We start from the raw sequence: 26396 nt of genomic DNA, 5'->3' as shown, positions 1-26396 counted from the left end.
CCGGGGTCATGCGGGAGGCAGGGCGCGGACCAGTTCCATGAAATGTTCGCCGCGTTTCTCGAAGTTCGGATATTGATCGAAACTGGCCGCAGCAGGCGCGAGCAGGACGGTATCTCCTGCCTCTGCCTCCTCGGTCGCACGGGCAACGGCACGGTCCAGCGTTTCGCAGATTTCATGCGGCGTCTCACCGATCTCGAGCGCGAAATCCCGGGCGGAATGGCCAATGAGATAGGCTTTCACGACGGTCCCCAGCAAGGGCTTCAGCATCGTGATGCCGCCGTCCTTGCCCAGCCCGCCGGCGATCCAGCGGATACGCGGGAAGGCGGCCAGAGCCTTGGCCGCGGAATCCACGTTTGTGGCCTTGGAATCGTTGACGAAGGTCACGCCCGCGCGCTCCGCGACGATCTGGCTGCGGTGGGGCAGGCCCTCGAAGCTCAGGAACGCCTGCTCGATCACGCGCGGCGCGATGCCGAGCGTGCGCGTCGCCGCATAGGCCGCACAGGCGTTCTGGTAGTTGTGCGCGCCCGGAAGACCCTTGATCCTGCGCAGGTCAATGGAGGCGACCTGCCGCCCCTTGCGCCATTCCGACAGGAAACCGCGGCGGGCAAAGACGCTCCACCCCTCCCCCTCCAGTTTCCGGGCGACGGAGATGCGGATCACCCGATCATCCGCCGGGCCCTGCGAGAGCTGGTTCGCGAGGAACAGCCCCTCCGTCTCATCGATGCCGATGACGGCGCGATCAGGGCCGCCCTCTGCGAACAGTCGGCGCTTCGCGGCAAAGTAGCCGCCCATGCCGCCATGCCTGTCCAGATGGTCGGGCGAAAGGTTCGTGAACACGGCTATGTCGGGCGTGAGCGCGCGGGCAAGCTCCGTCTGATAGGAAGACAGCTCCAGCACGATCACCTCCCCATCCACCGGAGGCTCGATATCCAGAACGCCACGGCCGATGTTGCCCGCCATCTGCGTCGGCCGCCCGGCGACGGTCAGGATGTGGTGGATGAGCGCCGTCGTGGTGGATTTGCCGTTGGACCCGGTCACTGCGATAACACGCGGCGGCTGATCGTAGCGCGCCCAGTCCGCTTCGCCCCAGGACCGGAAGAACAGGCCGATATCGTTGTCAACCGGCACCCCCTCCATCATTGCGCGCGCTATGATTCGGTTGGGCTGGGGGTAGAGATGCGGGATGCCGGGGCTGACCACCAACAGCGAGACATCCTTCCAGGCGCCCTCACGTGTCAGATCATGCAGGGAGAACCCCTCGGCCTCGGCGCGGGCGCGCGATTCCGGGCTATCGTCCCACAAAAGCGGCTCCGCGCCGCCCGCGATCAGGGCACGCGCCGTCGCAAGGCCAGACCGGCCCAGCCCCAGAACAGCGATGCGCTGCCCCTCAACCCCCCTGACCGGTATCATGTCCCGCCGCTCCTGCTTTTATGCGCCGCTCCGTATCGCCACGAACGGCTGCTTCGTTGTCATCTCCGATTACCGCGCGGAACTGGCGGATGCCACGGCAAGATGCATCCTGTCCGGGGGGAGCGGCCTCCCGCCGGTCGCTTCCCGGACACGGCCCGGACAGCAACTCTGCGCGAGTCATCGCTCGCCATGCTTGTGTCTTTGCATCATTTGGGTAGGTTACGGAAAAATCGCAGTCAGGGGATACCTCATGAAATACCGTCTCGTCTTCGCCTTTTCCGCGCTCGCCCTCGCCGCGGCATGCAATCCGACACCGCATCAGCAGCGCCAACTGGAGTGCGGGATCGGCACCGTGGGCGGCGCGGCGCTTGGCGCAGCGGCGGGCAACGCCTTCGGGGGTGGCAGCGGCCGCACCATCATGACCGCCGCCGGCGGCGCGGCTGGCGCCATGGGTGGCCAATCGGTCGCCTGCCGCTGATCGCAAGCGGCCGGCAAGTCAGCCGCGAGACTCATTCCCAGAGGCGGCGATCAGCCGCCTCTGTTGCATTGCGGGACGTCGTTGTGGACTCCGTTCCTGGGCAGTGATGCGGCCGAGCCCCGGAGCCGGTTCACGAACTTCAGGACCTGTCGAGCTCCCGTTGCAACGCGGCCTCTCGCGCAGCAGCCTCCCGCTCGAAAAGTCGCTGGACACAACTTGCCTCATCGGACGACCCACGCAGGAAGCCCAGCTCCTCACATCGGTCCGCCGCATCGCTGATGACCACTTCCGGCGGGGTCGCCGGGGTCCGCGCGCAGGCACCGCAGAGGAGAATCAGGGCAATCAGCCTCATGTATTCTCTCCCAGAAGCGGCCCGGACAGGCGCAGCGCGCGCCGCCCCTGCATCTGGCCCAACCGCCCCTCCGCTATGTCGCGCCCATCTGAGCCGATGAGGCGGACCGCCTCGAGCGAGGCGCCGTCCAGCGGCAGGACCATTCCCGGCCGCAGGCTCGTCGCCGCTCCGAGCGGCAGGGTCAGCCGGGCGAGCCGGACGTCGAAACGCAGCGCCGCGCGGGAGACCTGCGCCTCCAGCCGCCGCGACCATTCCTCCGCGGCGAGCATGGGTTGCGGCAGCGCGGGCACGGCATCCACCCGGGCGCGCTCCATCTCCGGGATGGCCAGCAGCAGCACCGCGCGGCGCAGGCCAAAGCCGAAGGACAATGTGAGCCGGAGCGTACGATACGTCCGGTCCTCCATCATCAGGTCAAGAGGCCGGGGGTCGTCGAGATAGGAGCCGTAGCGGAAGCCCGCCACGTCCCGCAGCCCGGATCCGGCAGGCAGTTCCGCCATTTCACTGATGAAACTGTCGATGAACTCAGCCGTCAGCACGGCGTCCGTCGCAGTCGGTCGCCGTACCTGTGGATCGGCAGCAATCAGACGGCCTGTCATCCGCGCTTCGACCACGGAAGCAAGTCCCGGCAAGCTCAACGCGGCAAGTCCCAGCGCCTCCTCCGGGCCGGGGAGCAGACCGAAGAACGCGGGCGAGGGCAATGCATCCAGCAGTTCCGTCAGCCCATGGCGGCCATCCTCCACATTTTCCACCACCGCATCGAGACCCTCCACCTTCCGCGCCGCGCGGAGCAGCGCAAGCCGGGTCGCCCGCTCAGGCGTGGGAGGAGCCGCCTTTCTTACCGCGCGCGCGGAGGCCTTGCGCCGCAGTACCGAATCGCCTGTCGCCATCACGCATCCCTTCGTCACAGCTGCACGATGCCCGAAACAGGTTTATGGAAGGTTGATGCGACGCCCGGTTCCCGCCCGGATCGGCAGCACCGCCGGACCACGGCGCGGCAGCATGACACGGAACGCCGCCCCCGACTGGCCGGGGAGATAGGAGAGCGAGCCCCCCAGCCGCTCCATCACCTCGCGCGAGATGGCCAGCCCCAGACCCGCGCCTCCCGCGCGATTGCCGTCGGTGACCCGGTAGAACTTCTCGAAAATGAGCGCCCGGTGATGTGGCGCAATGCCCTGACCGTTGTCGAGGAAGTCGATCGCAAGCCGCCCGCGCGGCAGGGGCGTCACCTCGATCCGCAGCGTGGGAACCGCCGCGTCGCAGTATTTCCGCGCGTTAGAGATCAGGTTGATGAAGACCTGCGTGAGCCTGCCCGCATCGGTGACGATCTCCGTCCCCTCCCCCGCCGGATCGCGGTCGAGCCGGAGAAGCGGCCCCGTACCTCCCGCCTGCGCCGCGGCAAGCGCGGTGTCGATGAGATCGCCCAGCCGCACTTTTTGAAGGTCGAGCTGCACCTCGCCATGTTCCAGAACGGAGAGATCGAGAAGATCGTCCAGCAGCCGCGTCAGCCGCGCGGATTCAGCGGCCATGATCCCGGCATAGTGCCGCTGCCGCTCCGGCGGGAGGTCGCCATCCTCTGCCAGTATCTGCGAGAATGCCCGGATGGAGGTCATGGGCGTGCGCAACTCGTGACTGATCTGACCGAGAAACGCATCCTTCTGCACGGAGAGGGCCGTCAGCTTTTCATTGGCGGCGCGAAGCTGGCGGGCCGTACGGGCCAGTTCCTCCGACTTGGTTTCGAGCTGGCTGGAATATTCCATGATCTGTGCGGTTTCGTTGGCGACCGCCATCAGATCCTCCACCGTCACCAATGCCCGCCCGGCAAGCTGCGCGAGCATCGCATGCGCCGTGGCTGCCCCCACCGAACCGGCGAGCCGCCGCTCCAGCCGGCCAAGAAATTCGGGCGTGGTCTCCGGCAGAAGGCTCGACTGCCCCTGCGCCGCCGCCTCTCTGGAAAACAACTCCTGCGCATCGTCCCGCCCGAGTATCCGCTGGGCGAGCACCAGAAGCTCCTCCGCCTCGGCTCCGCTCCGCCGCCAGCCGCCGGGGGTGGCGTCCGCTTCGAAGGCGTTGACGAACTGAACGCCCTGAAGACGCTCGATCGGCGTGGGAAAGGTCAGGAGCGACACCAGAACATACGCCAGCGTGTTCAGCAGCATGGACCAGAAGAGCGCGTGCAGGAGCGGGTCCAGCGTATCCATCCCCAGCAGATGCGTGGGACGGAGCCATCCCCAGCCGAAGGGTCCGGCCGTCAGAAGCCCGGCGGCCCAGCCCGGCGCCAATGTGGGCAGGAGCAGGCAATAGGCCCAGAGCGCCGCGCCGATCAAAAGTCCCGCCATGGCCCCGGATCGCGTGGCCCCCCGCCAGCACAGCCCCCCGACCAGCGCGGGCAGCACCTGCGCGGCCCCCACGAAGGAGATCAGGCCGATTTCGGACAGGGCGGCGGCCTCGTTCATCATGCGGTAATAGACGTAGCCGAGGGCGAGCACGCCAAGGATCGACAGCCGCCGCGCGGTAAGGACGACGCCGCGCAGATCCTCGCTCACGCCCGGCCGGATGCGGAGCCAGAGCGGCGTCACGATATGGTTCGACACCATCGTGGCAAGCGCAATGGCCGCGACGATGACCATGGAGGTGGCGGAGGAGAAGCCGCCCAGAAACGCCAGCATGGCGAGCCATCCCTTGTCGAAGGACAGGGGCAGGGTCAGGACGAAAAGGTCCGGGTTGGAGCCTGCGGGCATATACTCCAGCCCGATCACCGCAATGGGCACGATGAACAGGCTCATCCCGAGCAGGTAGAGCGGAAAGGCCCAGCCCGCCGTGGCAAGGTAGCGCTCGTTGGTGTTCTCCACCACCAGCACCTGAAACATGCGTGGCAGGGTGAAGATCGCCGCCCCTGACAGCAGCGTCAGCCCCGCCCAGCGGCTCGGGACGAGCGTGCTGGCGGCCAGCGGCGAGGTTTCGATGCGGCGATACATGTCCACGGGCCCTGCCGCCACGAACCATACCACCCAGATACCGACGGCGATCAGCGCCACCAGCTTCACCACCGCCTCCACAGCGATGGCCCCGACAACCCCGTGGTTCTGTTCGTTCGCGGCGATCTTGCGCGTGCCGAACAGGATGGTGAAGAAGGCCAGCCCCACCGCCACCCAGAGCGCGGTGCCGGAGCCGGAAGCCGTCCACTCCTCCGGCACGTCCGCGGCAAAGACCCCGAAGGACAGCGTGACGGACCGCAGTTGCAGCGCGATATAGGGCGTGGCGGCAGCGACGGAGATCAGCGTGACCATCACCGCAACACGGCTCGACTTTCCGTAGCGGGCGGAGACGAGGTCCGCGATGGAAGTCACCCGCTGCTGCCGCCCGATCCGTACGAGCTTGCGAAGGAGAAGCCACCACCCGGCAAACACCAGGGTCGGCCCGAGATAGATGGTCGCGAACTCCAGCCCCGAGCGGGCGGCATAGCCCACCGCGCCGTAAAACGTCCATGCCGTGCAGTAGATGGACAGCGACAGCGTATAGACGAGCGGCGAGCGCAACAGCCGGAGCCGCCCGGCCTGCGCCTGCCGCTCCGCCCAGAAGGCGACGAGGAACAGAAAGACCACATAGGCCAGGCAGACGAGCAGCAGGAGTTTGAACGGGATCACGGCGCCGCGTCTCCCGCCAGTGTTCGCGGCCCGGCCCGGCCCCTGCGGCATGGCAGGGCAGCCGTCATGGCTCCGGGCCTTCGGGCGGCTCCGCCTCGCCCCCTGTCAGCCGTGCAAGGCGGCGGGACATGGCGAGGGCGGCCACAATCAGCAGCAACCACACGGCAAAGACGTAAAGCCCGACAGCCGCCAGAGATGGCTCTGCCCACAGAAGCGGGAGCAGAAACAGCATCAGGCCCACCGCGGGCAGCACGCGCGCCGCGTCCACCACGCGCCGCATCCGGTAGGTCTGGCGGGCGAGAAACACCGGCTGCTGTGTGCCCCGCATGGTCTATCCTCCCGCCAGATCGCGTACGGCGGCAAGCATGTCGGCATTGGAAAAGGGTTTGGCCACGAAGCGGCTTGCCCCGAGCCGCTCCGCCAGCTCGCGGTCCTTCAACTGGCTCCGCGCGGTGAGCATGAGAACGGGGATGGCGCGCGTCGCCGGATCGTCACGCATGTCCTTCAGGATGTCGAAGCCGGAGCGGCCGGGAAGCATCACGTCAAGAATGACGAGGAGCGGGCTGCGCGCAAGGATCGCGGTCATCGCGCTCGCCCCGTCCGCATGGGCGGCGACCTCCCAGCCGTCGCGGGCGAGGATATAGCGGATCGCTTCGGCGATATGGGGTTCGTCCTCGATGAGAAGCACGTCTCTCCGCATGGCGTGCGCCCCTCCCCCGGTCGCGGCTTGCGTTTTCGCGACTATCGCGGAAGGGCGAGGGCCTGTCAAAATCCCCCGTGGCTAAATTCCGGTGCAGATCACGGGTCAGGTGAGTTGCGTCAGGATCGACGGCTCTCGCCGCGCGATGCAGAACGCGCGCGGGCAGATGCGGCAGCCGGTCCCCACCGGAAGCGGCGGGCCGCTCCCCTCGTCCGGGAGAAGCAGCATCGCCGCCTCCACCACCTCTCCCGCCGCGAAACCGTCGGGCCAGCGTCGCTCCGCCGCCGCCCATACGCGGAAGACCCGTGGCGACCGGCCCGCCATCTCCACCCGCGCGCTGATGGGTTCGCCGGGGCGCGACAATGCACGGTAGATCGGCCATAGCGGGCAGCCCGCCCCGAAACGCGGCAGCGGAAAATCCGGCAGCGGCCTGCGGAAGGTCAGCGTGCCGGACGCATCGCACATTACGAAGCCGACCGTCTCAAGCAGCACCCCTGCCCGCCGCAGAACCGCGGTCGTCGGCACACCGAACCGGGCCGCGAGGCGGGTCGGGTCGGGCGCTTCGGCCCATAGGGCCCGAAACGGATGTTCCGGCATGAGGCGTGCATCCTCCCGGTAGCGGGCAAGGTGCCGCTCCGCCAGCAGCCGCGCGGAGGCGGAGACCCCCGTCAGATCCCGCGCCTCAAGAAGCCGCGCGGGATCTTCATCCCCTTCCAGCGAGGGAAAGCGATAGCCGCGCCCCTCCAGCCAGTTCTCCACCTCCTCCTGCGGCGAAGCGAGACCCGTCCGCTCCTCCGGCACGCTGTCGAGGTAATCGACCAGTGCCTCCGCCGCATGGGCCACCCGCTCTGAATCGCTGCGCAGGTTGCCGTGGAACCGGGAGCGCCATGCCGGGTCTATATCCTCCGTCTCTGCAAGGATCTCCGCTGTCGTGCGGATGGAGGTGATTGCGGAAAGCACCTCATGGAGCGCGGTAGAAAGGTAAGGGTCATGGGCGAGACGGTCAGTCAGCGTCTCCACCGCCCGCTCCAACCCCTGCACCTGCCGCGCCTGAGAAGCGAGCAGGCCCGCCCAGCCGGGAAAGCGTCCGGCGAATTCCTCCAGCCGGTCGATTTCCGTCCCGCTCTCCGCCCCTCCGGCAGCAGCCAGTCGCAGGCCGTCGATCACGCGGGCCTCCCCCCCCTCGCTCAACGCGGCCGTCTCCGTGCCGAGCGCATGGGCGATGCGGTCCAGCAGATCCTCGCTCACCCGGCGGCGATTGTGTTCGATGAGGTTGAGATAGGAGGCAGACACCCCCGCTGCCCGCGCAAGCTCCGCCTGTCGCAGCCCGAGAAGCCCCCGCCGCTCCCGGATGCGGCTGCCGAGCAATGACCGTCGCGCCATTCCGTCCCCCCGAAACGCTGCCCCGCCGCAAGGATGCGCGGCGGGCGCCGCGGAGGCAAGCACCCCGCCCGGGCGTGCTCCCCCCCGGCGTGCTCCCCCCGATCACGGCCCCCGCAGAACGGGAACCGTGATCGGGCGCGTGAGGTGGATCCCATCAGGCCAGCACCTGATCCCGCGGAAGAAAGCCGGTGGAGAGGAGGCTCACCCAATCGTCGAATCCCTGTCTTCGCGCGCAGGCGATCATCTCCCCCGCGTCATAGGGGACGAGGCGGAAGTTCACATGCCAGCCCTGCGCCCCTTCCTCCAGCACGGCGTAGGAGGCATGGGGAACCCCCGCTTCCACCCGATGCGGCAGGGGCGTGTCGTCGGTGTAGCCCGGACATCCCACGCTGCCGGGATTGACCGCGAGCCGGCCGTCCGACAACCGCACCGCGCGGGGCAGGTGCGTGTGCCCGCAAAGCAGCAACCGCTCCGTCAGCCCATGAGCGGAGGCCTCCGCCTCCTCCAGCGTCGCGGGCCGCATCCCGCCCCCGCCCGCCAGACGGTGCAACCAGTAGGTCACGTCGTCGCCGGGCGTGGCATGGCAAAGGAACACACCCTCCGCCACCCGGCAGGGCGGAAGACCGCCGAGCCAGGCGCGCGTCTCCTCATCGATGAGCGGCGCTGTGACATCCTCCCAGCTCGACCCTGCCCGCCGCTCCGCCAGCCAGCGGTCATGGTTGCCCCGCACGGTCGGCAGGTCGAGCGCCATGAGCCGCCGGGCTGTCCCCACGGGATCGAGCGGGCCGGAAAGGCAGTCGCCGAGATTGACCACCTCCTCCACGCCCAGCGCGGCGATATCGGCCAGCACGGCCTCCAGCGCGGCGCTGTTGCCGTGGATGTCTGCGATGGCGGCCAGACGGCGCATGACTCAGTTCAACGCCTTGTCGGTCACCGCATGGGTCCAGGCGCCCACCGGCTCCTTCGAGATCACGGGATCGGAACCGCCGCCCAGCAGCGTCTTGACCGTCCGCTCGTAATCGGCGGGATCGAGCGCTCCGTTGGAACCGGCGGTCAGCTTTGCCACCTCGGTCATCATGCGCTTCTGGTGGGACTCGGTCTGGGCGCCGGTTTCGTCGTATTCGAGCACGATCATCGCGGCATCATCGGCGTTCTCCTCCGCCCATTTCCAGCCCTTCATGGAAGCGCGGACGAATTTCGCCATCTTCTCCACGAACGCCGGGTCGGAGAGCCTGTCCTCCATCACGTAAAGCCCGTCCTCCAGCGTGGCGACGCCCTGATCCTCATACTTGAAGGTCACGAGCTGCTCCGGCGTGATACCGGCGTCGATCACCTGCCAGTATTCGTTGTAGGTCATGGTGGAGATACAGGCGGCCTGCTTCTGAAGAAGCGGATCGACGTTGAAGCCCTGCTTCAGCACCGTCACCCCCTGCGGCGAACCGTCGGTCGGGATGCCGAGATGCGCCATCCAGCTCAGGAACGGGTATTCGTTGCCGAAGAACCAGACGCCGAGCGTATGGCCGGGAAAATCCTTCGGCGTCGCGACGCCGCTTTCCTTCAGGCAGGTCAGCATCATGCCGGAGGTCTTGTAGGGCTGGGCGATGTTGACGACCGGCGTCCCGCCCTCCCGCGCGGCGAGGGCGGAGGGCATCCAGTCCACCATCACGTCGGCCCCGCCTCCCAGCAGCACCTGCACCGGCGCGATGTCCGGCCCACCGGGGCGGATGGTGACGTCCAGCCCCTCCGCCTCGTAAAAACCCTGGTCCAGCGCCACGTAATACCCCGCGAACTGCGCCTGCGTGACCCATTTGAGCTGCAGCGTGACCGCATCGGCGGCCATCGCGGCCCCCGCACTGCCGGTGGTGGCCAGCGCCGCCGCAAAAAGCATCTTCTTCATGTCGAACTCCCTGTTGCCGCGGTGTTTCCCGCGATTTCCCGTTCCAGATTTGCCACCTCCCCGCCTCGTTGAGAAGCGGGGACGCAGGCTCCCTCTCAGCCGCCGCGCTGGGCGGGGTGCCAGAAGGTCACCGCGCGCTCGGCCAGAGCGACGAGGCCATAGAAGGCTGTGCCCGCCGCCGCCGCGACCGCGATCTCCGCCCAGACCATGTCGAGACGCAGGCGGCCCACTTCAGTGGAGATGCGGAAGCCCATGCCGCGTGTGGGCGAGCCGAAGAATTCGGCCACGATGGCCCCGATGAGCGCCAGCGTCGCCGCGATCTTCAACCCGTTGAAGATGAAGGGCATCGCCGCGGGAACGCGCAGTTTGGCCAGCGCCTGACCATAGCGCGCGCCATAGGTCCGCATCAGATCCCGCTGCATTGGTTGCGTGGCGCGAAGCCCCTCCATGGCATTCACGAGCACCGGGAAGAACACCATGACCACGACGACCGCGGCCTTCGACTGCCAGTCGAACCCGAACCACATCACAAGAATGGGGGCGATCCCGATGACGGGAAGGGCCGCCACGAAATTGCCGATCGGCAGCAGCCCACGCTGAAGAAAGGGGGAGCGGTCGATGGCGACGGCAGTCAGCAACGCCGCCGCGGAGCCTATGACCCAGCCGGTCAGCGCGCCCTTGAGGAAAGTCTGGACGAAATCCTCCCGCAGCAGGGCCGCATTCCGCCAGACCGCCAACCCGATAGCGGAGGGCGGCGGCAGGATCGCTCCTGGCACGCCGAGGCCGCGCACCACCCCCTCCCACAGCACAAGGACCGTCACACCGAACAGGAGTGGCACGACGATCCTGACCCAGCGGCGGCGGGCAAAGCGCCCGTTCGCCAGACCGACGTTCACCGCCCAGGCGGCGAGCCAGAAAAGAAGCGCACCGATCAGCCAGCCTGACACACGCCCACCCTCCCTATGCCGGGGCGCGGCAAGACCGGGGCATCGAACCCCGGCCTTTCCGGCTGCCGCATGCGAGCGGTGAGGACACCGATCACCTCGCAAGCCCCATGTTGCCCAGCACCACGCGCTGAACAAGACCCACCACCGCCACAAGGAGCGCCGCCAGCAGGGCTGCCATGAAGAGCGCAGCCCAGATCTGAACCGTCTGTCCGTAGTAAGAGCCGGAGAGCAGCCGCGCGCCCAGCCCCGCCACCGCGCCGGTGGGCATTTCGCCGACGATCGCGCCCACGAGGGCCGCCGCCGCCGCCACCTTCAGCGCCGTGAAGAACCACGGGAGAGAGGCCGGGAGGCGGAGTTTGACGAACGTCTGGAAACCGCTGGCTGAATAGGTGCGCATGAGGTCGAGATCCGACGCCTCGGGGCTTCGCAGCCCCTTGGCCATGCCGACCACCACCGGGAAGAACGACAGATAGGCCGCGATCACCGCCTTCGGAAGCAGCCCCGACACCCCTACCGAGTTCAGCACCACGATGATCATCGGTGCAATGGCGAGGATCGGTATGGCCTGACTCGCGATGGCCCAGGGCATCACGCTCATCTCCATCGCGCGGCTGTAAACGATGCCGATCGCCAGCAGCAGCCCCGCCGCCGTGCCGATGGCAAAGCCCGCCAAAGTCGCGGAGAGCGTGATCCAGGCGTGATAGAGCAGGCTGCGCCGGGACGTGGGCGCAACCCCGGCCACCGTCCGCCACAACTCTGCGGCGACCTGATGCGGAGCGGGAAGTTTCGGGCGATCCTGCCCCATCGTATCCCGGATCACTTCCGCCAGCGTCGGCGTCGTTCCCGCGCGCGCGGCCTGATCGTAGGTCCAGGTGGCATTCATCCAGACCGCCGCGACGTACCAGACGGCAATCAGCAGTGCGACCAGCACCGCGACCGGCAGGACGGAGGCGCTACGCCCGGTCATCATGCCGCCGGTACCGCAGGCCGCTCCGCCCGATGCCATCCTCCCGCCCGTCGTCTGTCGCATGCTCCCTGTGCTGAAATCGCGCCTCGCTTGCCCCGGGAGTGGCTTGCCCGCCGCAGGATTTTAGCCGGCCGGGAAGGGGAGCCGTTGAGGTGGCCGCACCGGGCCCGCTCTCCCGGAGGACAGGCTGCCTCCTGAAGGGCGTGGTGGTCGCGGAAGCCTTAATGAGAACCACCTTGCCGGTCATGACGGAACCCTCGGAAAACATCCGGCCTCCGAACGCAATCTTTTCGCGCGGATGAAGCCGGCTCTCTGGACCTGCGGTGCCCACCGATAGAGCGGCGGGACGGTCTCGCGGACGCTCAAAAAGCATCGCTATCGTCCCCCGCCGATAAAGCGGCCCTCTGGACCTGTGGTACGCCGACGCAGCGGCGGGACCGTCCGACGGACCCTCAAACGGCATCGCCATGCCCCGCCCGCAGCCCCTCACGAACACGGTGCGCGATCTCGATGAACTCCCGGCTGTCGCGGATGTCGAGCGGCCGTTCGCGCGGGAGCGGGCTTTCGATGACATCCGTGATCCGCCCGGGACGCGGCGACATGACCACGATGTGGGTGGAGAGAAATACGGCCTCCGGGATCGAGTGGGTGACGAAGCCCACCGTCTTGCCCGTGCGGGCCCAGAGCGCCAGGAGTTGCTCGTTCAGACGGTCGCGTACGATCTCATCCAGCGCGCCGAAAGGTTCGTCCATTAGCAGGATATCCGCATCGAAGGCGAGCGCGCGGGCGATGGAGGCGCGCTGCTGCATGCCGCCCGACAGCTGCCAGGGGTATTTCCGCGCGAAGCCGCCAAGCTCCACCATATCGAGGACGCGCGCCACTCGCTCCCGCTGCTCCGCGCGCGGAAGGCCCATGATCTCCAGCGGCAGGCGGACATTGGCGGCGATGGTCCGCCACGGATAAAGCCCGGCCGCCTGAAAGACATAGCCGTAGGAGCGCTCCCGCCGCGCGGCATCCGGCGTCATGCCGTTGACGGACAGCTCGCCGGAAGTCGGCTCCTCCAGCCCCGCGATGGCACGCAGGAAGGTGGTCTTGCCGCAGCCGGAGGGACCGATGAAGGAGACGAAGTCTCCCTGCCGGATGGTGAGGTTCACATCCTTCAACGCAACGACGGGTCCATCCGCCGTAGTGAAGGTCAGGCCGAGGCCCTTGGCGGCGATCACGGGCCGCGGTTCACTCATGGCCGCTCACCTGCCGGAACGGCGTCGGTGGCCGCGCGGAGCAGCGCCGCTTCCACTCGGACCGGGTTGGGCGCCTGTGCCGCTGCTCCTCCGTCCGGTCTTGCGCCATGCCGCGCCGGATATTCTGCGGCAGCCGGAAAGGCCGGGGCTCGATGCCCCGGACTTTCCGACGCCCGGCAAGCGGTTCCGCTCATACGGACCTCGTGATGCCACCGTCCACGCGGATGTTCTGTCCGGTGATGTAGCCGCCCCCGGGAGAGGCAAGGAAGGCCACGGTCGCCGCGATCTCCTCCATATGGCCATAGCGGCCCATGGGAATCCGCGCCCGGGCCGCCTCCTTTTCCGGCAGGCTGTCGATGAAGCCGGGCAGAACGTTGTTCATCCTGACATTGTCGCGGGCATAGCGGTCGGAGAAGAGCTTGGTGAAGGCCGCCAGCCCCGCCCGCGCCACGCCCGAGGTCGGAAACGCCGGGTCGGGTTCGAAGGCCGCGAAGGTGGAGATGTTGATGATCGCGCCGCCGCCCTGCGCCACCATGATGGGCGTGACCAGCCGAGTCGGGCGCACCGCGTTCAGAAAATAGGTGTCGATCCCCCGGTGCCAGTCCTCGTCCGTAAGGTCGAGGATATCGGCCCGCGGCCCGTGTCCGGCGGAATTCACCAGCACATCGACCCGTCCCCAGCGCGCCATGGCGCCATCGACGAGCCGCGCGACATCCTGCTGCGACTGGTTGGAGCCCGTGATGCCGAGGCCGCCCAGCTCCTCCGCAAGCGCCTCTCCCTTGCCTGAGGAAGAAAGGATGCCGACCGCGAAGCCGTCCTTGGCCAGACGCCGGGCCGCCGCCGCACCCATTCCCGATCCGCCCGCAGTGACGAGAGCGACCTTCATCATCGCCCCCCGAGCCGCGCGCCAAGCAGCGTGGCGAGCGCCATGGAGCCTGCGACAATCGCCATTGAGCGGACGGGGTGGCGGTAAATCCACCAGGCGGATTTCATGTAGGCGGAGGGCAGGTGCGACGGGCGGCGGGCGGGTTGTGTCATGTCATACTCCGGTTGCTGGGATGGGCCCGCGGGCGACGGCGCGGGGTTCGGTCAGTTCCTTCCAGGTGGAGAGCGCGCGGCTGACCGGCCCTGCGGGCGGACGGTCCACAAAGCGGCCGTGTCCTTCCGCGGGACGGAGCGCGCCCTCCTCCGCCATCACGCGCCCGCGGGAAAGCACGAAGCGCGGCAGGCCCCGCACCTCCATCCCCTCGAACACGTTGTAGTCGATAGCGGATTGCTGCGAGGCGGCACTGATGGTCTTGCCCCGTTTCGGGTCGATGACCACCAGATCGGCATCCGCACCGACCAGAACCGCCCCCTTCCGAGGATAGATGTTCAGGATCTTGGCGATATTCGTGGAGGTCACAGCCACGAATTCGCTGGGCGTGAGCCGCCCCTGCTCCACCCCGTAGGTCCAGAGCAGCGCGAGACGATCTTCCACCCCGCCGGTGCCATTTGGGATCTTCGTGAAATCGCCCAGCCCGGTGCGCTTCTGCGCGGTGGTGAAGGCGCAGTGATCGGTCGCCACGCAGGACAATGTCCCCGCGGCCAGCCCGGCCCACAACCCGTCCTGATGCGCCTTGCTGCGGAAGGGCGGCGACATCACACGCCGGGCGGCGTGGTCCCAATCCGGGTTGGCATATTCGCCTTCGTCCAGCAGCAGATGCTGCACCAGCGGCTCGCCCCAGACGCGCTTGCCCTGCATCCGTGCGCGCCGGATGGCCTCATGCGCCTCCTCGCAGGAGACATGGACGATATAGACCGGCACCCCCGCCATGTCGGCGATGACGATGGCGCGGTTGGCGGCCTCCCCTTCCACGGCGGTCGGGCGGCTGTAGGCATGCGCCTCCGGGCCCGTATTGCCTTCGGCCATGAGGCGCGCCTGCATCTGGGCCACGATGTCGCCATTCTCGGCATGGACGAAGGGGATGGCGCCCAGATCCGCGCAGCGGCGAAAGGAGGCGAACATCTCCTCGTCATTCACCATGAGCGAGCCCTTGTAGGCCATGAAATGCTTGAAGGAGTTGATGCCGCGTTCCGTCACGGCCTTCATCTCCTCGAACACCTGCTGATCCCACCACGTGATCGCCATGTGAAAAGAGTAGTCGCAATGCGCCCGCGCGGATTTGTTGTCCCACATCTTCAGCGCGTCGAGAAGCGACTGCCCCGGCTCCGGCAGGACGAAATCCACCGTCATCGTCGTACCGCCCGCCAGTGCCGCGCGGGTGCCGCTGTCGAAGTCGTCAGCGGAATAGGTGCCCATGAAGGGCATCTCGAAATGCGTATGCGGGTCGATCCCGCCCGGCGCGACATAGCAACCCGTGGCGTCCAGTACGGTGTCGCCCGACAGGTCAGGCCCGATGGCGGCGATGCGCCCGCCCTCCACCAGAACATCGGCCCTGTAGCTCAGATCGGCGGTGAGGACGGTGCCGTTCTTTATAACAGTGGTCATAGGAACTCCCGCCTTCCGTCATCATGTTCGATCGCCAGATCCCGGTTCAGGATCGCACTTCCCTGACCTGCGGAGGTGCCGTTCGGCGCAGCACGGATGCCGCCACCGGACGTCACGCGCAGCCAGTTTGCGGCATCCTCGATCAGCCGGAATTTCACGGCGGTGCCGTCCCTGTTCTTCCTGCCGCCGTTCGTCCTGCCAGCGGGCGGAAAGCGCTTGGAGACCGGCAGCGGGTCGAGGCGGCCCTTCATGGGCTTCGCCCCCCGCGTAATGCGGGCGCAGAATGCTCTCAAACGACAACCTCCGCGCTTTTCAGGACCGCGTGGAGCAGCACGTTCGTGCCCTTCTCCGCCCATTCCGGGGTGATTTCCTCGGCCTCGTTATGGCTCACACCATCCTTGCAGGGGCAGAAGATCATCGTGGCAGGGGCGACCTGCGCGGCCCAGCAGGCATCGTGACCCGCGCCGGAGACGATGTTGCGGTGGCTATAGCCCAGTTCCTCCGCCGCCTCGCGCACATTGCCGACCAGCGTTTCGTCGAATGTCACCGGCTCGAAATGGCCGACCGCCTCCACCGCGCAGCCGACGCCCAGACCCTCGCAGATCGCCGCAGCCTCCGTCTCGATCCGGTAGCGCATGCGGGCAAGCTTTTCGGCGTCCGGCGTGCGGAGATCCACGGTGAAAACGACCTTGCCGGGAAGGACATTCCGGGAGTTCGGAAAAAACCGCGCCTGCCCGACACCCGCGACCGCACCGGGTTGCTCCTCGATCGCAATCCGCTGCACGCTCTCCAGAATGCGGCCGAAGGCGAGGCCCGCATTCACCCGCATCGCCATGGGCGTGGAGCCGGTATGCGCCTCCCGCCCCTCCAACGTGAATTCCAGCCACCAGAGGCCCTGACAATGGGTGACGACACCGATATCGACATCCTCCGCCTCAAGGATCGGACCCTGTTCGATATGGAGCTCATAATAGGCGTGCATGCGGCGCGCACCGATCTGCTCATCGCCCTTCCAGCCGATGCGCTCAAGCTCCGCGCCATAGGTCAGGCCATCGGCATCGGTGCGGCTGTAGGCATGCTCAAGACCGATCACGCCGGCAAAGACACCGGACGCCAGCATCGCGGGGGCAAAGCGCGCCCCTTCCTCATTCGACCAGTTGGTGACGACGATCGGATGCTTCGTGCGGATGTCCAGATCGTTCAGCGTGCGGATCACCTCCAGCCCGGCAAGCACACCCAGCACACCATCGAACCGCCCGCCCGTCGGCTGGGTGTCGAGATGGGAGCCGACATAGACCGGCAGGGCCTCTGCATCCGTGCCGGGACGGGTCGCGAACATCGTGCCCATCGCATCGACACCCATCGTCAGTCCCGCAGCCTCACACCAGCGGGCAAAGAGCGCGCGTCCCTCGCCATCCGCATCGGTCAGCGTCTGGCGGTTGTTGCCGCCCGCAACGCCGGGCCCGATCTCCGCCATATCCATCAGACTTGTCCACAGCCGCGCGCCATCGACCTTCAGATTCCCGGCTGCTGCCGTCATAGTCCGTCCTGCCTGTTCTTCCGCGCGCCTGTCCGGCAGCACACAGCGGACGCTATCAAAGGCCGGAAGACAGTCAACCCGGCCCCGGCGCCCGTTGCCGCTTCTCTGGCGCAAAGCCGGAGAAACGCCTATCATCAAGGCAACAGGAGATCGCGATGAAGCCAGAGGGCAAGGTCCGCCCCGCTCGCAAGACGCGGATACAGCGCAAGAATTCCGACGCGATCCTTGAGGCCGCGCTCGACCTCTTCTCCCAGCAGGGGTTCCGGGGCACCACGCTCGACGCCATCGCGGGGGCGGCGGGGCTGTCGAAACCGAACCTCCTCTATTACTTTCCGTCGAAGGAGGCGATCTATCTCACCCTGATCGGCAGAATGCTGGAAAGCTGGCTCGACCCGCTCCGCGCGCTGGATCCGGCGGGGGAACCGGTGGAGGAGATCCTCGCCTATGTCCGCCGCAAGCTGGAGATGAGCCGCCAGTTCCCTCGCGAAAGCCGATTGTTCGCCAATGAGGTTCTGCAGGGTGCTCCGCATATTGGCGGGGTGCTTGCGGGGGCGCTGGCCGAACTGGTGGAGGAGAAGGCGCAGGTCATCGCCCGCTGGTCCTCAGAGGGGCGGATCGCCGTGGTCCACCCCAAGCATCTGATCTTCTCCATCTGGGCAGAGACGCAGCATTACGCCGATTTCGACGTGCAGGTGCGCGCGGTGCTCGGCCCGCATGAAAGCGATCCCTTCCCCCCGGCGGAAGCCCATCTCGACCTGCTGTTCAGAAAGCTGCTGCAACCATGACCGATACCCTCCATGACGTGCCCCGCGATGCCCTTGTCCGGCATCTGCGCGACAGCCTCGGACAATCCGCGCGGTTGCGCCGGGAGCGGGGCTCCGCCCTCCTGACGGTCGAGGACAGTCCCGAACCGGGGGTGGAGAGCCACGCCACGCTTGGCCTCTCTGCCCTTCCGCTCCGGCTGGATGACGGCACCACCGCCGGTCACGGGGCGGAGATCGTGCTCGCCTCCGTCGTAGGTGAGGAAGGTGCGGGACTTCTGGCCGATATCGCGCAGCAGGTCGCCGACCATGGCAAGGCGCTGGTGCCTGACATGATCCTGACCGATGCGCTGAAGGGGCGCGCGGGCATCGCGCCGCATTTGCGCCATGTCCTCCTCTCCGCGCCTTTTCTGTGGAACACGCCGCCTGCGCCGCTTCGCCTGCCCGAACGGCTGGTGCTGTTCCTGCAGGCCATCCCGATCAGTGAGGCGGAGCGGGCCCTGGCCTTGCAAGACGGTGCAGAGCGGCTGGAGGATCTGCTGGAGCAAGCCGAAGCCGACGTACTCGATTTCGAGCGCGAGTCGGTGGTCTGAGGGCTGCTGAAAAGGGCCTTCAGATTTCCATTGGAGTGGAAACCGTTCGTAATCTGAGGAAATCTGGCCATCTTGGTCCCGTCCGCCGTCGATTTCCCCGATTCCAGAACCTGCGCCGGACACTTCAGACCTTTTTCAGCGCCCTGCCGGAGGGCGCGGCCCGTGGGCCACGCCCCTTCCCTCAGCGGCGGCGAAGCCGCAGGCCGGCCGCTGCGGCGATCCCGCCCATGAGCAGGAGGCCCGCCGCGGGCAGCGGAACCGCAGAGGGCGGCGGGAGGCTGCCTTCATCAAGCAGCGCATACTTCACCTGACCTCCGGCGACCAGATATTCGCCAAAGCCATCGCCCCAGAAGGAGACGGTTCCGAAGCTGCCGGTATCGTCAAAAGCCGCGACGAAAATCTCATAGACGATAGAGCCGTTTCCATCCTGCGACGGAAACTGTCCTTCGGACGGGTCCAGTGCGCTTCCCACAAGGATCGGAGCGCCGCCGTCAAACGAGATGTAGAGGTTCGTCGGGAGGAAGCAGCAGGTCGCCCAGTCGCCCACCTCGAAACCGAAGGCGTTGACCTTGTCCTTGAAGGTGAAGGTGATGCCGCTTCCGAAGGCCCCCAGTCCCGGCCCCGTTCCCGCCGGGCTGATGCCCAGTACCTGACCGGAGAGCGTGCCGTAAGTGGTGGAATAGAGCGTGCCGCCATCATTCTTGGTGATGGTGTAGTCGCCCCTGTCAATACTGTCCGACGCATAGGGAAGATCGTCGAGGACATCGTTCTTGACCACGCCATCCGCCGCCGCGACCGTTGCATCGAACTTCTGCTTGCCCGCCTTGACCCCGTCATAAACCGTCAGGGTCGTGGCTTGTGCCATGAGAGTGGACATGGCGAGCGCACATGCGCCCATCAAAGCTAACTTCATAAAAATCCCCCAATAAAATAGGCTCTTCGACCAAAATTCTGAGCCAACAGAAAGCAAAATCGCTTTCTTTTGGAAGATTAACCATGTTTTGACCGAAAGGCCAATAAAATTGCTGCGGGCCTTTGCCCCGAAAGCGTGCATGAGCGCGCTTTCGCGCCGCTACGATGCCCGCTTTAAACCGCGGGCCGTGTCGCATATAAGCGCGTCCAAAGGCCGAACGTCCTATCGCCGCACGAAGAGGAAGAGCATGACGAAATCCACGCGGGAGGCAGATGTCGCGTTCATCGAAGCGCTGGCAGAAATCCTGAACAAGAGCGACCTGGCGGAAATCGCCGTGAAACGCGACTATGGCGAGGACGACAGCCTCGACGTGCGCATCTCGCGCCAATCGACGGTGACCTATGCGCCCGCGCCGCAGGCGGCGTACGCGGCCCCGCTCGCAGTCGCCCCGGCCGCACCGGCGGCCCCCCAAGCGGCCGCGGTCGAGGATCCTGCCCAGCATCCGGGCGCCGTGACCTCCCCCATGGTCGGCACCGCCTATCTCCAGCCCGAACCCGGCGCGCAGCCGTTCGTGACGATCGGCGCGCAGGTGCGCGAGGGGCAGACCGTCCTCATCATCGAGGCGATGAAGACGATGAACCATATTCCGGCGCCGCGGGCCGGGACGGTCAAGCGGATCCTCATCGAGGACGGCACCCCTGTCGAATACGGCGCGCCCCTCATGATCATCGAGTGAGGCGGGAATGTTCGAGAAGATCCTGATCGCCAACCGGGGTGAGATCGCCCTTCGCGTCGTGCGCGCCTGTCAGGAGATGGGTATCCGCTCCGTCGCCGTGCATTCCACGGCCGATTCCGACGCGATGCATGTCCGCATGGCCGATGAGAGCGTCTGCATCGGGCCACCCCCCTCCTCCGAAAGCTATCTCTCGCCGCTCGCCATCATCTCCGCCTGCGAGATCACCGGCGCGGAAGCGATCCATCCCGGCTACGGCTTCCTGTCGGAGAACGCCAGCTTCGTGCAGATGGTGGAAGATCACGGCCTGACCTTCATCGGTCCGCGCGCCGAGCATATCCGCATCATGGGCGACAAGATCACCGCCAAGGAAACCATGCGCGCGCTCGGCGTGCCCTGCGTTCCCGGCTCCGACGGCGGCGTGCCGGATGTGGAGACGGCAAAGGTCATCGCGCGGGAGATCGGTTATCCGGTCATCATCAAGGCCACGGCCGGCGGCGGCGGGCGCGGGATGAAGACCGCGCGGAGCGAGGAGGATCTGGAGATCGCCTTCCGCACCGCCCGCTCCGAGGCCAAGGTCGCCTTCGGCAACGACGAGGTCTATATCGAGAAATACCTCGAAAAGCCCCGTCACATCGAGATCCAGATTTTCGGCGACGGCAAGGGCCAGGCCGTGCATCTGGGAGAGCGGGACTGCTCGCTCCAGCGCCGCCATCAGAAGGTGCTGGAAGAAGCCCCCGGGCCGGTGATCGACGCGGAAACCCGGGCGCGTATCGGGGCGATCTGCGCCGATGCGGTTGCCAAGATCGGCTATTCCGGTGCGGGCACCGTCGAGTTCCTATACGAGAATGGCGAGTTCTTCTTCATCGAGATGAACACCCGGCTTCAGGTGGAGCATCCGGTGACGGAGGCGATCTTCGGCGTCGATCTGGTGCGGGAGCAGATCCGCGTGGCCTCCGGCATGCCGCTCTCCTTCGGGCAGGACGATCTGGTCATCAACGGTCACGCCATCGAGGTGCGGATCAACGCCGAGCGGCTGCCGAACTTCGCGCCCTGCCCCGGTCTGGTGAAGATGTTCCATGCACCGGGCGGTCTGGGCGTGCGGATGGATTCGGCGCTCTACAGCGGCTACAAGATCCCGCCCTACTACGACAGCCTCGTCGGCAAGCTCATCGTGCATGGGCGCGACCGGGAGGAGGCGCTGGCGCGGCTGCGCCGGTCGCTGGGCGAGCTGATCGTGGACGGCGTGGATACCACGGTGCCGCTCTTCTACGACCTGATGGGCGAGCCGGACATTCAGGCCGGGAATTACGACATCCACTGGCTCGAACGCTGGCTGGCGCAGGCCTATGCCTGACCGGGGAGCGGCAGGCACCGAGGTCCTGCCGCTCGCGCCGGAGCTTCTGCTCCGTGCCTATGCCGCTGGCCTGTTTCCCATGGCGGACAGCCGTGAGGCGACGGAGCTGCGCTGGATAGACCCTCCGCTTCGGGGGGTCTTTTCACTCAACGACTTCCACATTTCCCGGTCATTGGCGCGCCGCATCCGCAGCGGCCGCTTTCGCGTGACCGCGGACCGCGCTTTTGCTGCCGTCATGGAAGGCTGCGCCGGACGGGAGGAGACATGGATCAACGACCAGATCATGTCGGTTTACGGCGCACTGCACCGCGCGGGCCACGCCCATTCCATAGAGGTATGGGAGGGGGAGATGCTGGTCGGAGGGGTCTATGGCGTGACGCTGGGGGCCGCGTTCTTCGGGGAGAGCATGTTCTCCCGCCGTACGGATGCCTCCAAGATCGCACTGGCCTATCTGGTGGACCGCTTGCGCGCCGGGGGTTACGTCCTGTTCGACACGCAGTTTCTGACGCCCCACCTCGCCAGTCTCGGCGCCATCGAAATCCCGCGCGCCACCTATCTGAAGCAGCTGCACGCCGCAATCAGGAAGGATGCGAGCTTCGAGGCACCCGGAGACATCCCCGCGCCGGAGGTTCTGCTCTCCCGTCAGGCGCAATGAGCCGTCAGTTGGTGCAGCGGAGTATCCACACGTCGTAGCGGGAACTTTCCAGCGCGGAGAGCGCCGGGCTGTCGGCGATCATCCAGCCCGCGAATACCGGGCCGCTGGTCTGGAGCGAATCGACGATCGTCAGATGTGCGTAAGCGTTGGAAGCGGGGTCGGCGCTGGGATAGCGGCATTCGTCGAGCGTGATGGAAAGCCGCCCTTCCGTCTTGGTTTCGCCGCGACGAAGGGGAATGTCCCGTGTCTCGCCGGAGACCTTGTCGAGCCAGCGAACCATGCCTCCCGTTGCGGAAGACACCGGAGCAGCCCCGGCGCCGCTTGCCGAGACCGCAAGCAAAGCCGCCACCAGGAGCGCGCGCCCGCCCGTCATTGCCCCGCAGGCGCCGGAGCGGGCTCTGTTTCGACGGGGGGTGACGCCTCTGTCGAGGAATGCTCCCCGGCTTCACCGCCACCGCTCAGCGCATCGCTGGCGGAGCCGCCGACAAACTTCATGAGTAGCGAAATAAGGCTGACCGACCCTTGCGTATCGACGATCTCATCGCCCGCGGCGAGGTTCATCGGCATCCCGCCCGGCACCAGTTCCATGAAGTTGCCGCCGAGCAGCCCTTCGGATGACACGAGCAGCGCCGTATCCTGCGGGAGTTCCAGCCCGTTCTGCACGGAGATCGTCATATCGGCGAAGTAGGTCTGCGGGTTCAGCGCAAGACCTGTGACCGACCCCACGCGGACGCCCGCGAGCCGTACATCGGTGCCGACGGCGATACCCTCGGCCGAGCGGAAGCTCGCATGCAGATCATAGCTGCCGCCCGCCCGATGCAGGCCGATTGTGCCCGAGGAATACAGCAGGAAACCCGCTGCGACGACAAGAACAAGTCCGCCAACCAGAACTTCGGAGATCTTCGTTTCCGCCATCTACCTACTCCGGCTGCCACGCCTCGTAATCCCGCCGTTCGGCAGGTTCGGGCCGCAGCAGCGATCCCGGCGGCACGTAGGCGAGCGGCGTGCCGGTCAGGTTCTCCTGATGCGGCTTTTCCCAGGTCTTGCGGGCCAGCGGCGCCTGTTCGGGGGTCTTGTCCCAGGTGTGGTGCAGCCAGCCATGCCAGTCGGGGCTGATACGAGAGGCCTCTGCCTCACCGTTGTAGATGACCCAGCGACGGCTGCCGTCCTTGTTGCGGTAGAACACGTTGCCCTGATCGTCCTCACCGACACGGATGCCGTTACGCCAGGTGAAGACCTGCGTTCCGATGGTCTGGCCATTCCACCAGGTCAGCACACGTTTGAGAAAGTCCATCCGTCCCTCCGGGCCTTGCCTGCCCTGATATGGCCCATCCCCGCCACGACGTCCAGTCGTGACGGGACGGACAACCTCAACTCCGCGTGCCGGAGAAGCGGCGTTCCCAGTCCTCGCGGTCTTCATCCGCGATCTTGTTGAACAGCACGTCCGGCACCTCGAAGGCATGTCCGGGTTTGAGCTGCGTCAGCGCCTCCGCCAGATCGTCGGGCCACACCCCTTCCATCGTGCGGAGCGAGGCCAGCATCCGCGCCGAGGTATCGGGAATGAACGGCGCGGAAATGACAGCATAGACCCGGATGAGGTTCAGCGCGAGCCGGGTGATCGCCGCCGCCCGCTCCGGGTCCGTCTTGACGGCAGTCCAGGGCGCGGCCGATTGCAGATACTCGTTGCCGGCCACCCACATGGCGCGCAGCTCGGAGGAGGCCTTGCGGATCTCCATCTGCTCCATGAAGGTCTCATAGGCGCGAAGCCGGGTGGTGAGTTCGGCGATCAGCGCCTCCTCCTGCGGGCCCCAGTCACCGCCCTCCGGCACTGCCTCCCCGAACTTGGAGCGGCAGAACTTCGTGACACGGGACACGAGGTTGCCCAGCACATCGGCCAGATCCTTGTTCACGCTCGCCTGGAAATTCTCCCAGGTGAACTCGCTGTCGGAATTCTCCGGCGCATGGGAGAGCAGCCACCAGCGCCAGTAGTCGGCGGGCAGGATCGACAGCGCCTGATCCATGAACACGCCGCGGCCCTGGCTGGTGGAGAACTGGCCGCCGTCATAGTTCAGGTAGTTGAACGACTTGATGTAATCGACAAGCCGCCACGGCTCGCCCGACCCCATGATCGTCGCGGGGAATGACAGAGTGTGGAAGGGGACGTTGTCCTTGCCCATGAACTGGAAGTAGGTGACGTCATCGCCGCCCTCGTCCAGCCGCCACCAGCGCCGCCAGGCACTGTCGGGCAGGCCCTGCGCATCGGCCCATTCCGCCGTCGCGGCGATATATTCGATGGGCGCGTCGAACCACACGTAGAAGACCTTGCCCTCCATCCCCGGCCAGTCCTGGTCGCCCCGCTTCACCGGCACGCCCCAGTGCAGGTCGCGGGTGATGCCCCGGTCCTGCAACCCGTCGCCATCGTTCAGCCATTTCTTCGCGATGGAGGTGGTCAGGATCGGCCAGTCCGTCTTGGAAGCGATCCACTCTTCAAGCCGGTCGCGCATCAGGGACTGGCGGAGGTAGAGGTGTTTCGTCTCCCGCACTTCCAGATTGGTGGAGCCGGAGATGGCGGAGCGCGGATTTATCAGATCGGTCGGGTCGAGCTGCTTGGTGCAGTTCTCGCACTGGTCGCCCCGCGCCCGGTCATAGCCGCAGTTCGGGCAGGTGCCCTCGATATAGCGGTCGGGCAGGAAGCGGTTGTCATCGATGGAGAACACCTGCCGCTCCGCCACCTCGGCGATCATGCCGTTGTCGGCGAGCTTGCCGGCGAAATGCTGCGTGAGCTTGCGGTTGCGCTCTGAGGACGACCGTCCGAAGTGATCGAAGGACAGCCGGAAGCCCGCGGCAAGCTCCTTCTGCACCTCATGCATCTCCGCGCAGTACTCTTCCACGGGCTTGCCTGCCTTGGCCGCGGCCAGTTCGGCGGGCGTGCCGTGTTCATCGGTCGCGCAGATGAACATGACCTCATGCCCCCGTGCCCGCATGTAGCGGGCAAACAGGTCGGCAGGCAGCTGCGAGCCCACCAGATTGCCCAGATGCTTGATCCCGTTGATGTAGGGGATTGCAGAGGTGATGAGAATACGGGCCATGCGCGTCTTTCCTGTCGGGCCTGCCAGATTGCCTGCCGCTTTGCTTGCCGGTCTGCGCCCCCTTTACCGCAGGCTCCCGGCCTCCGCCAGCGGTCAGGCGCGAAGGGATTGCGGAACGGAGGGACGCGGCCTATGGGATGAAATGTCGCAGGTCATCGTCCGCCGCGCGTCATGAAGGGGGTGCAATGGACTTTCTCTCCTCCAGCCTCGCAGTGCTGTTTCAGGTGATCGCCATCGACCTCGTGCTCGCCGGGGACAACGCGGTGGTCATCGGGCTGGCCGCCGCCGGTCTTCCTCCCGATCAGCGGCGCAAGGCCATCTTCATCGGCATCATCGCGGCCACGGTCCTCCGTGTGATCCTCGCGACGGTGACGACGCAACTTCTGGAAGTGGTGGGGCTGATCCTCGTCGGGGGGCTCCTGCTCCTCTGGGTCTGCTGGAAGATGTATCGCGAACTCCGCACGCCGGAGGAGCACGAGATCGCCGCGCATGAGGCGCTCGGCGATGCGGACCTGACGGGCGAGGGTCAGGTGGGCGAGCGTGCTCCGCGCAAGACGCTGGGGCAGGCCGTCCGGCAGATCGTGATCGCCGACGTTTCCATGTCGCTCGACAATGTGCTGGCGGTCGCGGGCGCCGCGCGGGAACATCCGGGGCTGCTTGCCCTCGGGCTGGTGTTTTCGGTGGCGCTGATGGGATTTGCGGCCTCGCTGGTGGCGCGGCTGCTGCATCGCTACCGCTGGATCGGCTATGTCGGGCTGCTCATCATCCTCTACATCGCGCTCGACATGATCTATCGCGGGGCGATGGATGTCTGGGCCGTGGCTGAAGCGACGGGCGTTTGACAGGCTGCTTAAAAGCCCTCAAGTGCCATGTTCCCGCTCTGAACTCCGGGAAATCGCCCTCCGGAACTGTGTGGATTTCCGGCTGGATTCGGCGGATCGCGCATGATTTCCGCTCCGGCGCAGCAGCCTCTCAAGCGCGTACCGCCGGAGGGCAGGAGCGCCCTGATGGCACCATAATTCGGCGATGACCGGAGGCGATCCCTGGCAGGCCGCGGAAAGCAACATTCCGGGGTTGCCCCTGGGCGGGGATCTTTCCCCCATCGTTGAAGAGCGCCCCGGAAACCGCAAGTTCTGGCTCATGACCGAACCGATTTTCCGACGTTCGGCGTAAGCCGGGGATAGATGCCCGACTTTTCCGCAGCCTTCTGGACAATCCCGGGCATGGGAGGGCGGGAGCGCCTGC

General features: G+C 66.6%; 29 protein-coding genes. 7 read left to right on the top strand and 22 right to left on the bottom strand.

The annotated features are described in order from the left end of the window. Window positions 1-6: 6 nt before the first annotated feature. A complete protein-coding gene (murD, locus tag RT513_RS03795) occupies window positions 7-1410 on the bottom strand; it encodes a UDP-N-acetylmuramoyl-L-alanine--D-glutamate ligase (RefSeq protein ID WP_290684864.1) in 1404 nt (467 codons plus the stop codon). Window positions 1411-1660: 250 nt separating this feature from the next. Here murD and RT513_RS03790 point away from each other — a divergent pair, with 250 nt between their 5' ends. Beyond that, window positions 1661-1888, top strand: a complete 228-nt coding sequence (locus tag RT513_RS03790; RefSeq protein WP_088214270.1) for a glycine zipper 2TM domain-containing protein — start codon at window positions 1661-1663, stop codon at window positions 1886-1888. A gap of 139 nt (window positions 1889-2027) precedes the next feature. Here RT513_RS03790 and RT513_RS03785 read toward each other — a convergent pair whose 3' ends face one another. The 16 genes from RT513_RS03785 to RT513_RS03710 all read right to left on the bottom strand — a co-directional run bounded on the left by RT513_RS03785 (window position 2028) and on the right by RT513_RS03710 (window position 17050). Next, a complete protein-coding gene (locus RT513_RS03785) occupies window positions 2028-2240 on the bottom strand; it encodes a hypothetical protein (RefSeq protein WP_290684867.1) in 213 nt (70 codons plus the stop codon). Then, the gene (locus tag RT513_RS03780; protein ID WP_290684869.1) at window positions 2237-3127 is read right to left on the bottom strand and encodes a FliM/FliN family flagellar motor C-terminal domain-containing protein; all 891 of its coding nucleotides are present in this window, start codon (window positions 3125-3127) and stop codon (window positions 2237-2239) included. The genes RT513_RS03785 and RT513_RS03780 overlap by 4 nt, the downstream gene beginning before the upstream one ends. Window positions 3128-3169: 42 nt before the next feature. After that, window positions 3170-5881 carry an ATP-binding protein gene (locus RT513_RS03775; RefSeq protein ID WP_290685015.1) on the bottom strand — a complete coding sequence of 904 codons (2712 nt, stop codon included), beginning with the start codon at window positions 5879-5881 and terminating at the stop codon, window positions 3170-3172. Between the two features lie 67 nt (window positions 5882-5948). Further along, the gene (locus tag RT513_RS03770; protein WP_290684871.1) at window positions 5949-6212 is read right to left on the bottom strand and encodes a hypothetical protein; all 264 of its coding nucleotides are present in this window, start codon (window positions 6210-6212) and stop codon (window positions 5949-5951) included. 3 nt (window positions 6213-6215) lie between these two features. After that, window positions 6216-6584, bottom strand: coding sequence for a response regulator transcription factor (locus RT513_RS03765; protein WP_088214266.1), 369 nt, complete (start codon window positions 6582-6584; stop codon window positions 6216-6218). Between the two features lie 105 nt (window positions 6585-6689). After that, window positions 6690-7967, bottom strand: coding sequence for a helix-turn-helix transcriptional regulator (locus RT513_RS03760; protein ID WP_088214265.1), 1278 nt, complete (start codon window positions 7965-7967; stop codon window positions 6690-6692). Window positions 7968-8121: 154 nt separating this feature from the next. After that, window positions 8122-8874: a metallophosphoesterase family protein gene (locus RT513_RS03755; protein ID WP_290684874.1), complete on the bottom strand. Its 753-nt coding sequence runs from the start codon at window positions 8872-8874 to the stop codon at window positions 8122-8124. 3 nt (window positions 8875-8877) lie between these two features. Continuing rightward, window positions 8878-9864 (bottom strand): ABC transporter substrate-binding protein, encoded by a 987-nt coding sequence (locus RT513_RS03750; RefSeq protein WP_290684876.1) that lies wholly within the window; start codon window positions 9862-9864, stop codon window positions 8878-8880. Window positions 9865-9959: 95 nt separating this feature from the next. Continuing rightward, window positions 9960-10760 (bottom strand): ABC transporter permease, encoded by an 801-nt coding sequence (locus RT513_RS03745; protein WP_409518393.1) that lies wholly within the window; start codon window positions 10758-10760, stop codon window positions 9960-9962. Window positions 10761-10902: 142 nt separating this feature from the next. Beyond that, window positions 10903-11778, bottom strand: coding sequence for an ABC transporter permease (locus RT513_RS03740; RefSeq protein WP_290685017.1), 876 nt, complete (start codon window positions 11776-11778; stop codon window positions 10903-10905). Between the two features lie 452 nt (window positions 11779-12230). After that, complete coding sequence (locus RT513_RS03735) at window positions 12231-13019, bottom strand: ABC transporter ATP-binding protein (RefSeq protein ID WP_290684880.1); 789 nt, start codon at window positions 13017-13019, stop codon at window positions 12231-12233. A 190-nt stretch (window positions 13020-13209) separates the two neighbouring features. Continuing rightward, entirely contained in the window at window positions 13210-13908 is a 699-nt protein-coding gene (locus RT513_RS03730; protein ID WP_290684882.1) for an SDR family oxidoreductase, read from the bottom strand. Next, window positions 13905-14057 (bottom strand): hypothetical protein, encoded by a 153-nt coding sequence (locus tag RT513_RS03725; protein WP_179209113.1) that lies wholly within the window; start codon window positions 14055-14057, stop codon window positions 13905-13907. Before RT513_RS03725 ends, RT513_RS03730 begins: the two co-directional genes overlap by 4 nt. A 1-nt stretch (window position 14058) precedes the next feature. Further along, a complete protein-coding gene (gene hydA, locus RT513_RS03720; protein ID WP_290684886.1) occupies window positions 14059-15510 on the bottom strand; it encodes a dihydropyrimidinase in 1452 nt (483 codons plus the stop codon). Further along, window positions 15507-15761: a hypothetical protein gene (locus RT513_RS03715; RefSeq protein ID WP_290684888.1), complete on the bottom strand. Its 255-nt coding sequence runs from the start codon at window positions 15759-15761 to the stop codon at window positions 15507-15509. The genes hydA and RT513_RS03715 overlap by 4 nt, the downstream gene beginning before the upstream one ends. 38 nt (window positions 15762-15799) lie before the next feature. Beyond that, complete coding sequence (locus tag RT513_RS03710; RefSeq protein ID WP_290684891.1) at window positions 15800-17050, bottom strand: Zn-dependent hydrolase; 1251 nt, start codon at window positions 17048-17050, stop codon at window positions 15800-15802. Window positions 17051-17205: 155 nt separating this feature from the next. Between RT513_RS03710 and RT513_RS03705 the strand changes: the two genes are divergently transcribed. Beyond that, entirely contained in the window at window positions 17206-17835 is a 630-nt protein-coding gene (locus tag RT513_RS03705; protein WP_290684893.1) for a TetR family transcriptional regulator C-terminal domain-containing protein, read from the top strand. After that, window positions 17832-18404, top strand: a complete 573-nt coding sequence (locus tag RT513_RS03700) for a suppressor of fused domain protein (protein WP_290684895.1) — start codon at window positions 17832-17834, stop codon at window positions 18402-18404. Before RT513_RS03705 ends, RT513_RS03700 begins: the two co-directional genes overlap by 4 nt. Before the next feature lie 181 nt (window positions 18405-18585). On the opposite strand, the gene RT513_RS03695 is transcribed toward RT513_RS03700, so the two are convergent. Continuing rightward, window positions 18586-19269 carry a hypothetical protein gene (locus tag RT513_RS03695; RefSeq protein ID WP_313533608.1) on the bottom strand — a complete coding sequence of 228 codons (684 nt, stop codon included), beginning with the start codon at window positions 19267-19269 and terminating at the stop codon, window positions 18586-18588. Window positions 19270-19564: 295 nt separating this feature from the next. Here RT513_RS03695 and accB point away from each other — a divergent pair, with 295 nt between their 5' ends. From accB to aat, 3 genes are read left to right on the top strand one after another with little or no spacing between them, the layout of a single operon-like run. After that, window positions 19565-20053 (top strand): acetyl-CoA carboxylase biotin carboxyl carrier protein, encoded by a 489-nt coding sequence (accB, locus tag RT513_RS03690; protein WP_088214253.1) that lies wholly within the window; start codon window positions 19565-19567, stop codon window positions 20051-20053. Between the two features lie 7 nt (window positions 20054-20060). Then, on the top strand, window positions 20061-21407 hold the full coding sequence (gene accC / locus RT513_RS03685) for an acetyl-CoA carboxylase biotin carboxylase subunit (RefSeq protein WP_088214252.1): 1347 nt from the start codon (window positions 20061-20063) through the stop codon (window positions 21405-21407). Further along, window positions 21400-22062, top strand: coding sequence for a leucyl/phenylalanyl-tRNA--protein transferase (aat, locus tag RT513_RS03680; RefSeq protein ID WP_088214251.1), 663 nt, complete (start codon window positions 21400-21402; stop codon window positions 22060-22062). Before accC ends, aat begins: the two co-directional genes overlap by 8 nt. Window positions 22063-22066: 4 nt before the next feature. On the opposite strand, the gene RT513_RS03675 is transcribed toward aat, so the two are convergent. The 4 genes from RT513_RS03675 to metG form a co-directional block, all read right to left on the bottom strand. Then, window positions 22067-22342 carry a DUF2155 domain-containing protein gene (locus tag RT513_RS03675; protein ID WP_256947227.1) on the bottom strand — a complete coding sequence of 92 codons (276 nt, stop codon included), beginning with the start codon at window positions 22340-22342 and terminating at the stop codon, window positions 22067-22069. Window positions 22343-22431: 89 nt separating this feature from the next. Then, window positions 22432-22977, bottom strand: a complete 546-nt coding sequence (locus tag RT513_RS03670) for an outer membrane lipid asymmetry maintenance protein MlaD (protein WP_290684901.1) — start codon at window positions 22975-22977, stop codon at window positions 22432-22434. Window positions 22978-22981: 4 nt separating this feature from the next. Then, window positions 22982-23356 (bottom strand): NADH:ubiquinone oxidoreductase subunit NDUFA12, encoded by a 375-nt coding sequence (locus tag RT513_RS03665; protein WP_035744715.1) that lies wholly within the window; start codon window positions 23354-23356, stop codon window positions 22982-22984. Window positions 23357-23432: 76 nt separating this feature from the next. Further along, window positions 23433-25151, bottom strand: coding sequence for a methionine--tRNA ligase (gene metG, locus RT513_RS03660; RefSeq protein WP_088214248.1), 1719 nt, complete (start codon window positions 25149-25151; stop codon window positions 23433-23435). Between the two features lie 185 nt (window positions 25152-25336). Here metG and RT513_RS03655 point away from each other — a divergent pair, with 185 nt between their 5' ends. Next, on the top strand, window positions 25337-25993 hold the full coding sequence (locus tag RT513_RS03655) for a TerC family protein (protein ID WP_088214247.1): 657 nt from the start codon (window positions 25337-25339) through the stop codon (window positions 25991-25993). Window positions 25994-26396 lie beyond the last annotated feature (403 nt).

Origin of the sequence: Haematobacter sp., assembly GCF_032102465.1 — a bacterium.
In the GTDB taxonomy this organism is placed as follows: domain Bacteria; phylum Pseudomonadota; class Alphaproteobacteria; order Rhodobacterales; family Rhodobacteraceae; genus Haematobacter.
This window is presented reverse-complemented; position numbering and strand designations above follow the sequence as displayed.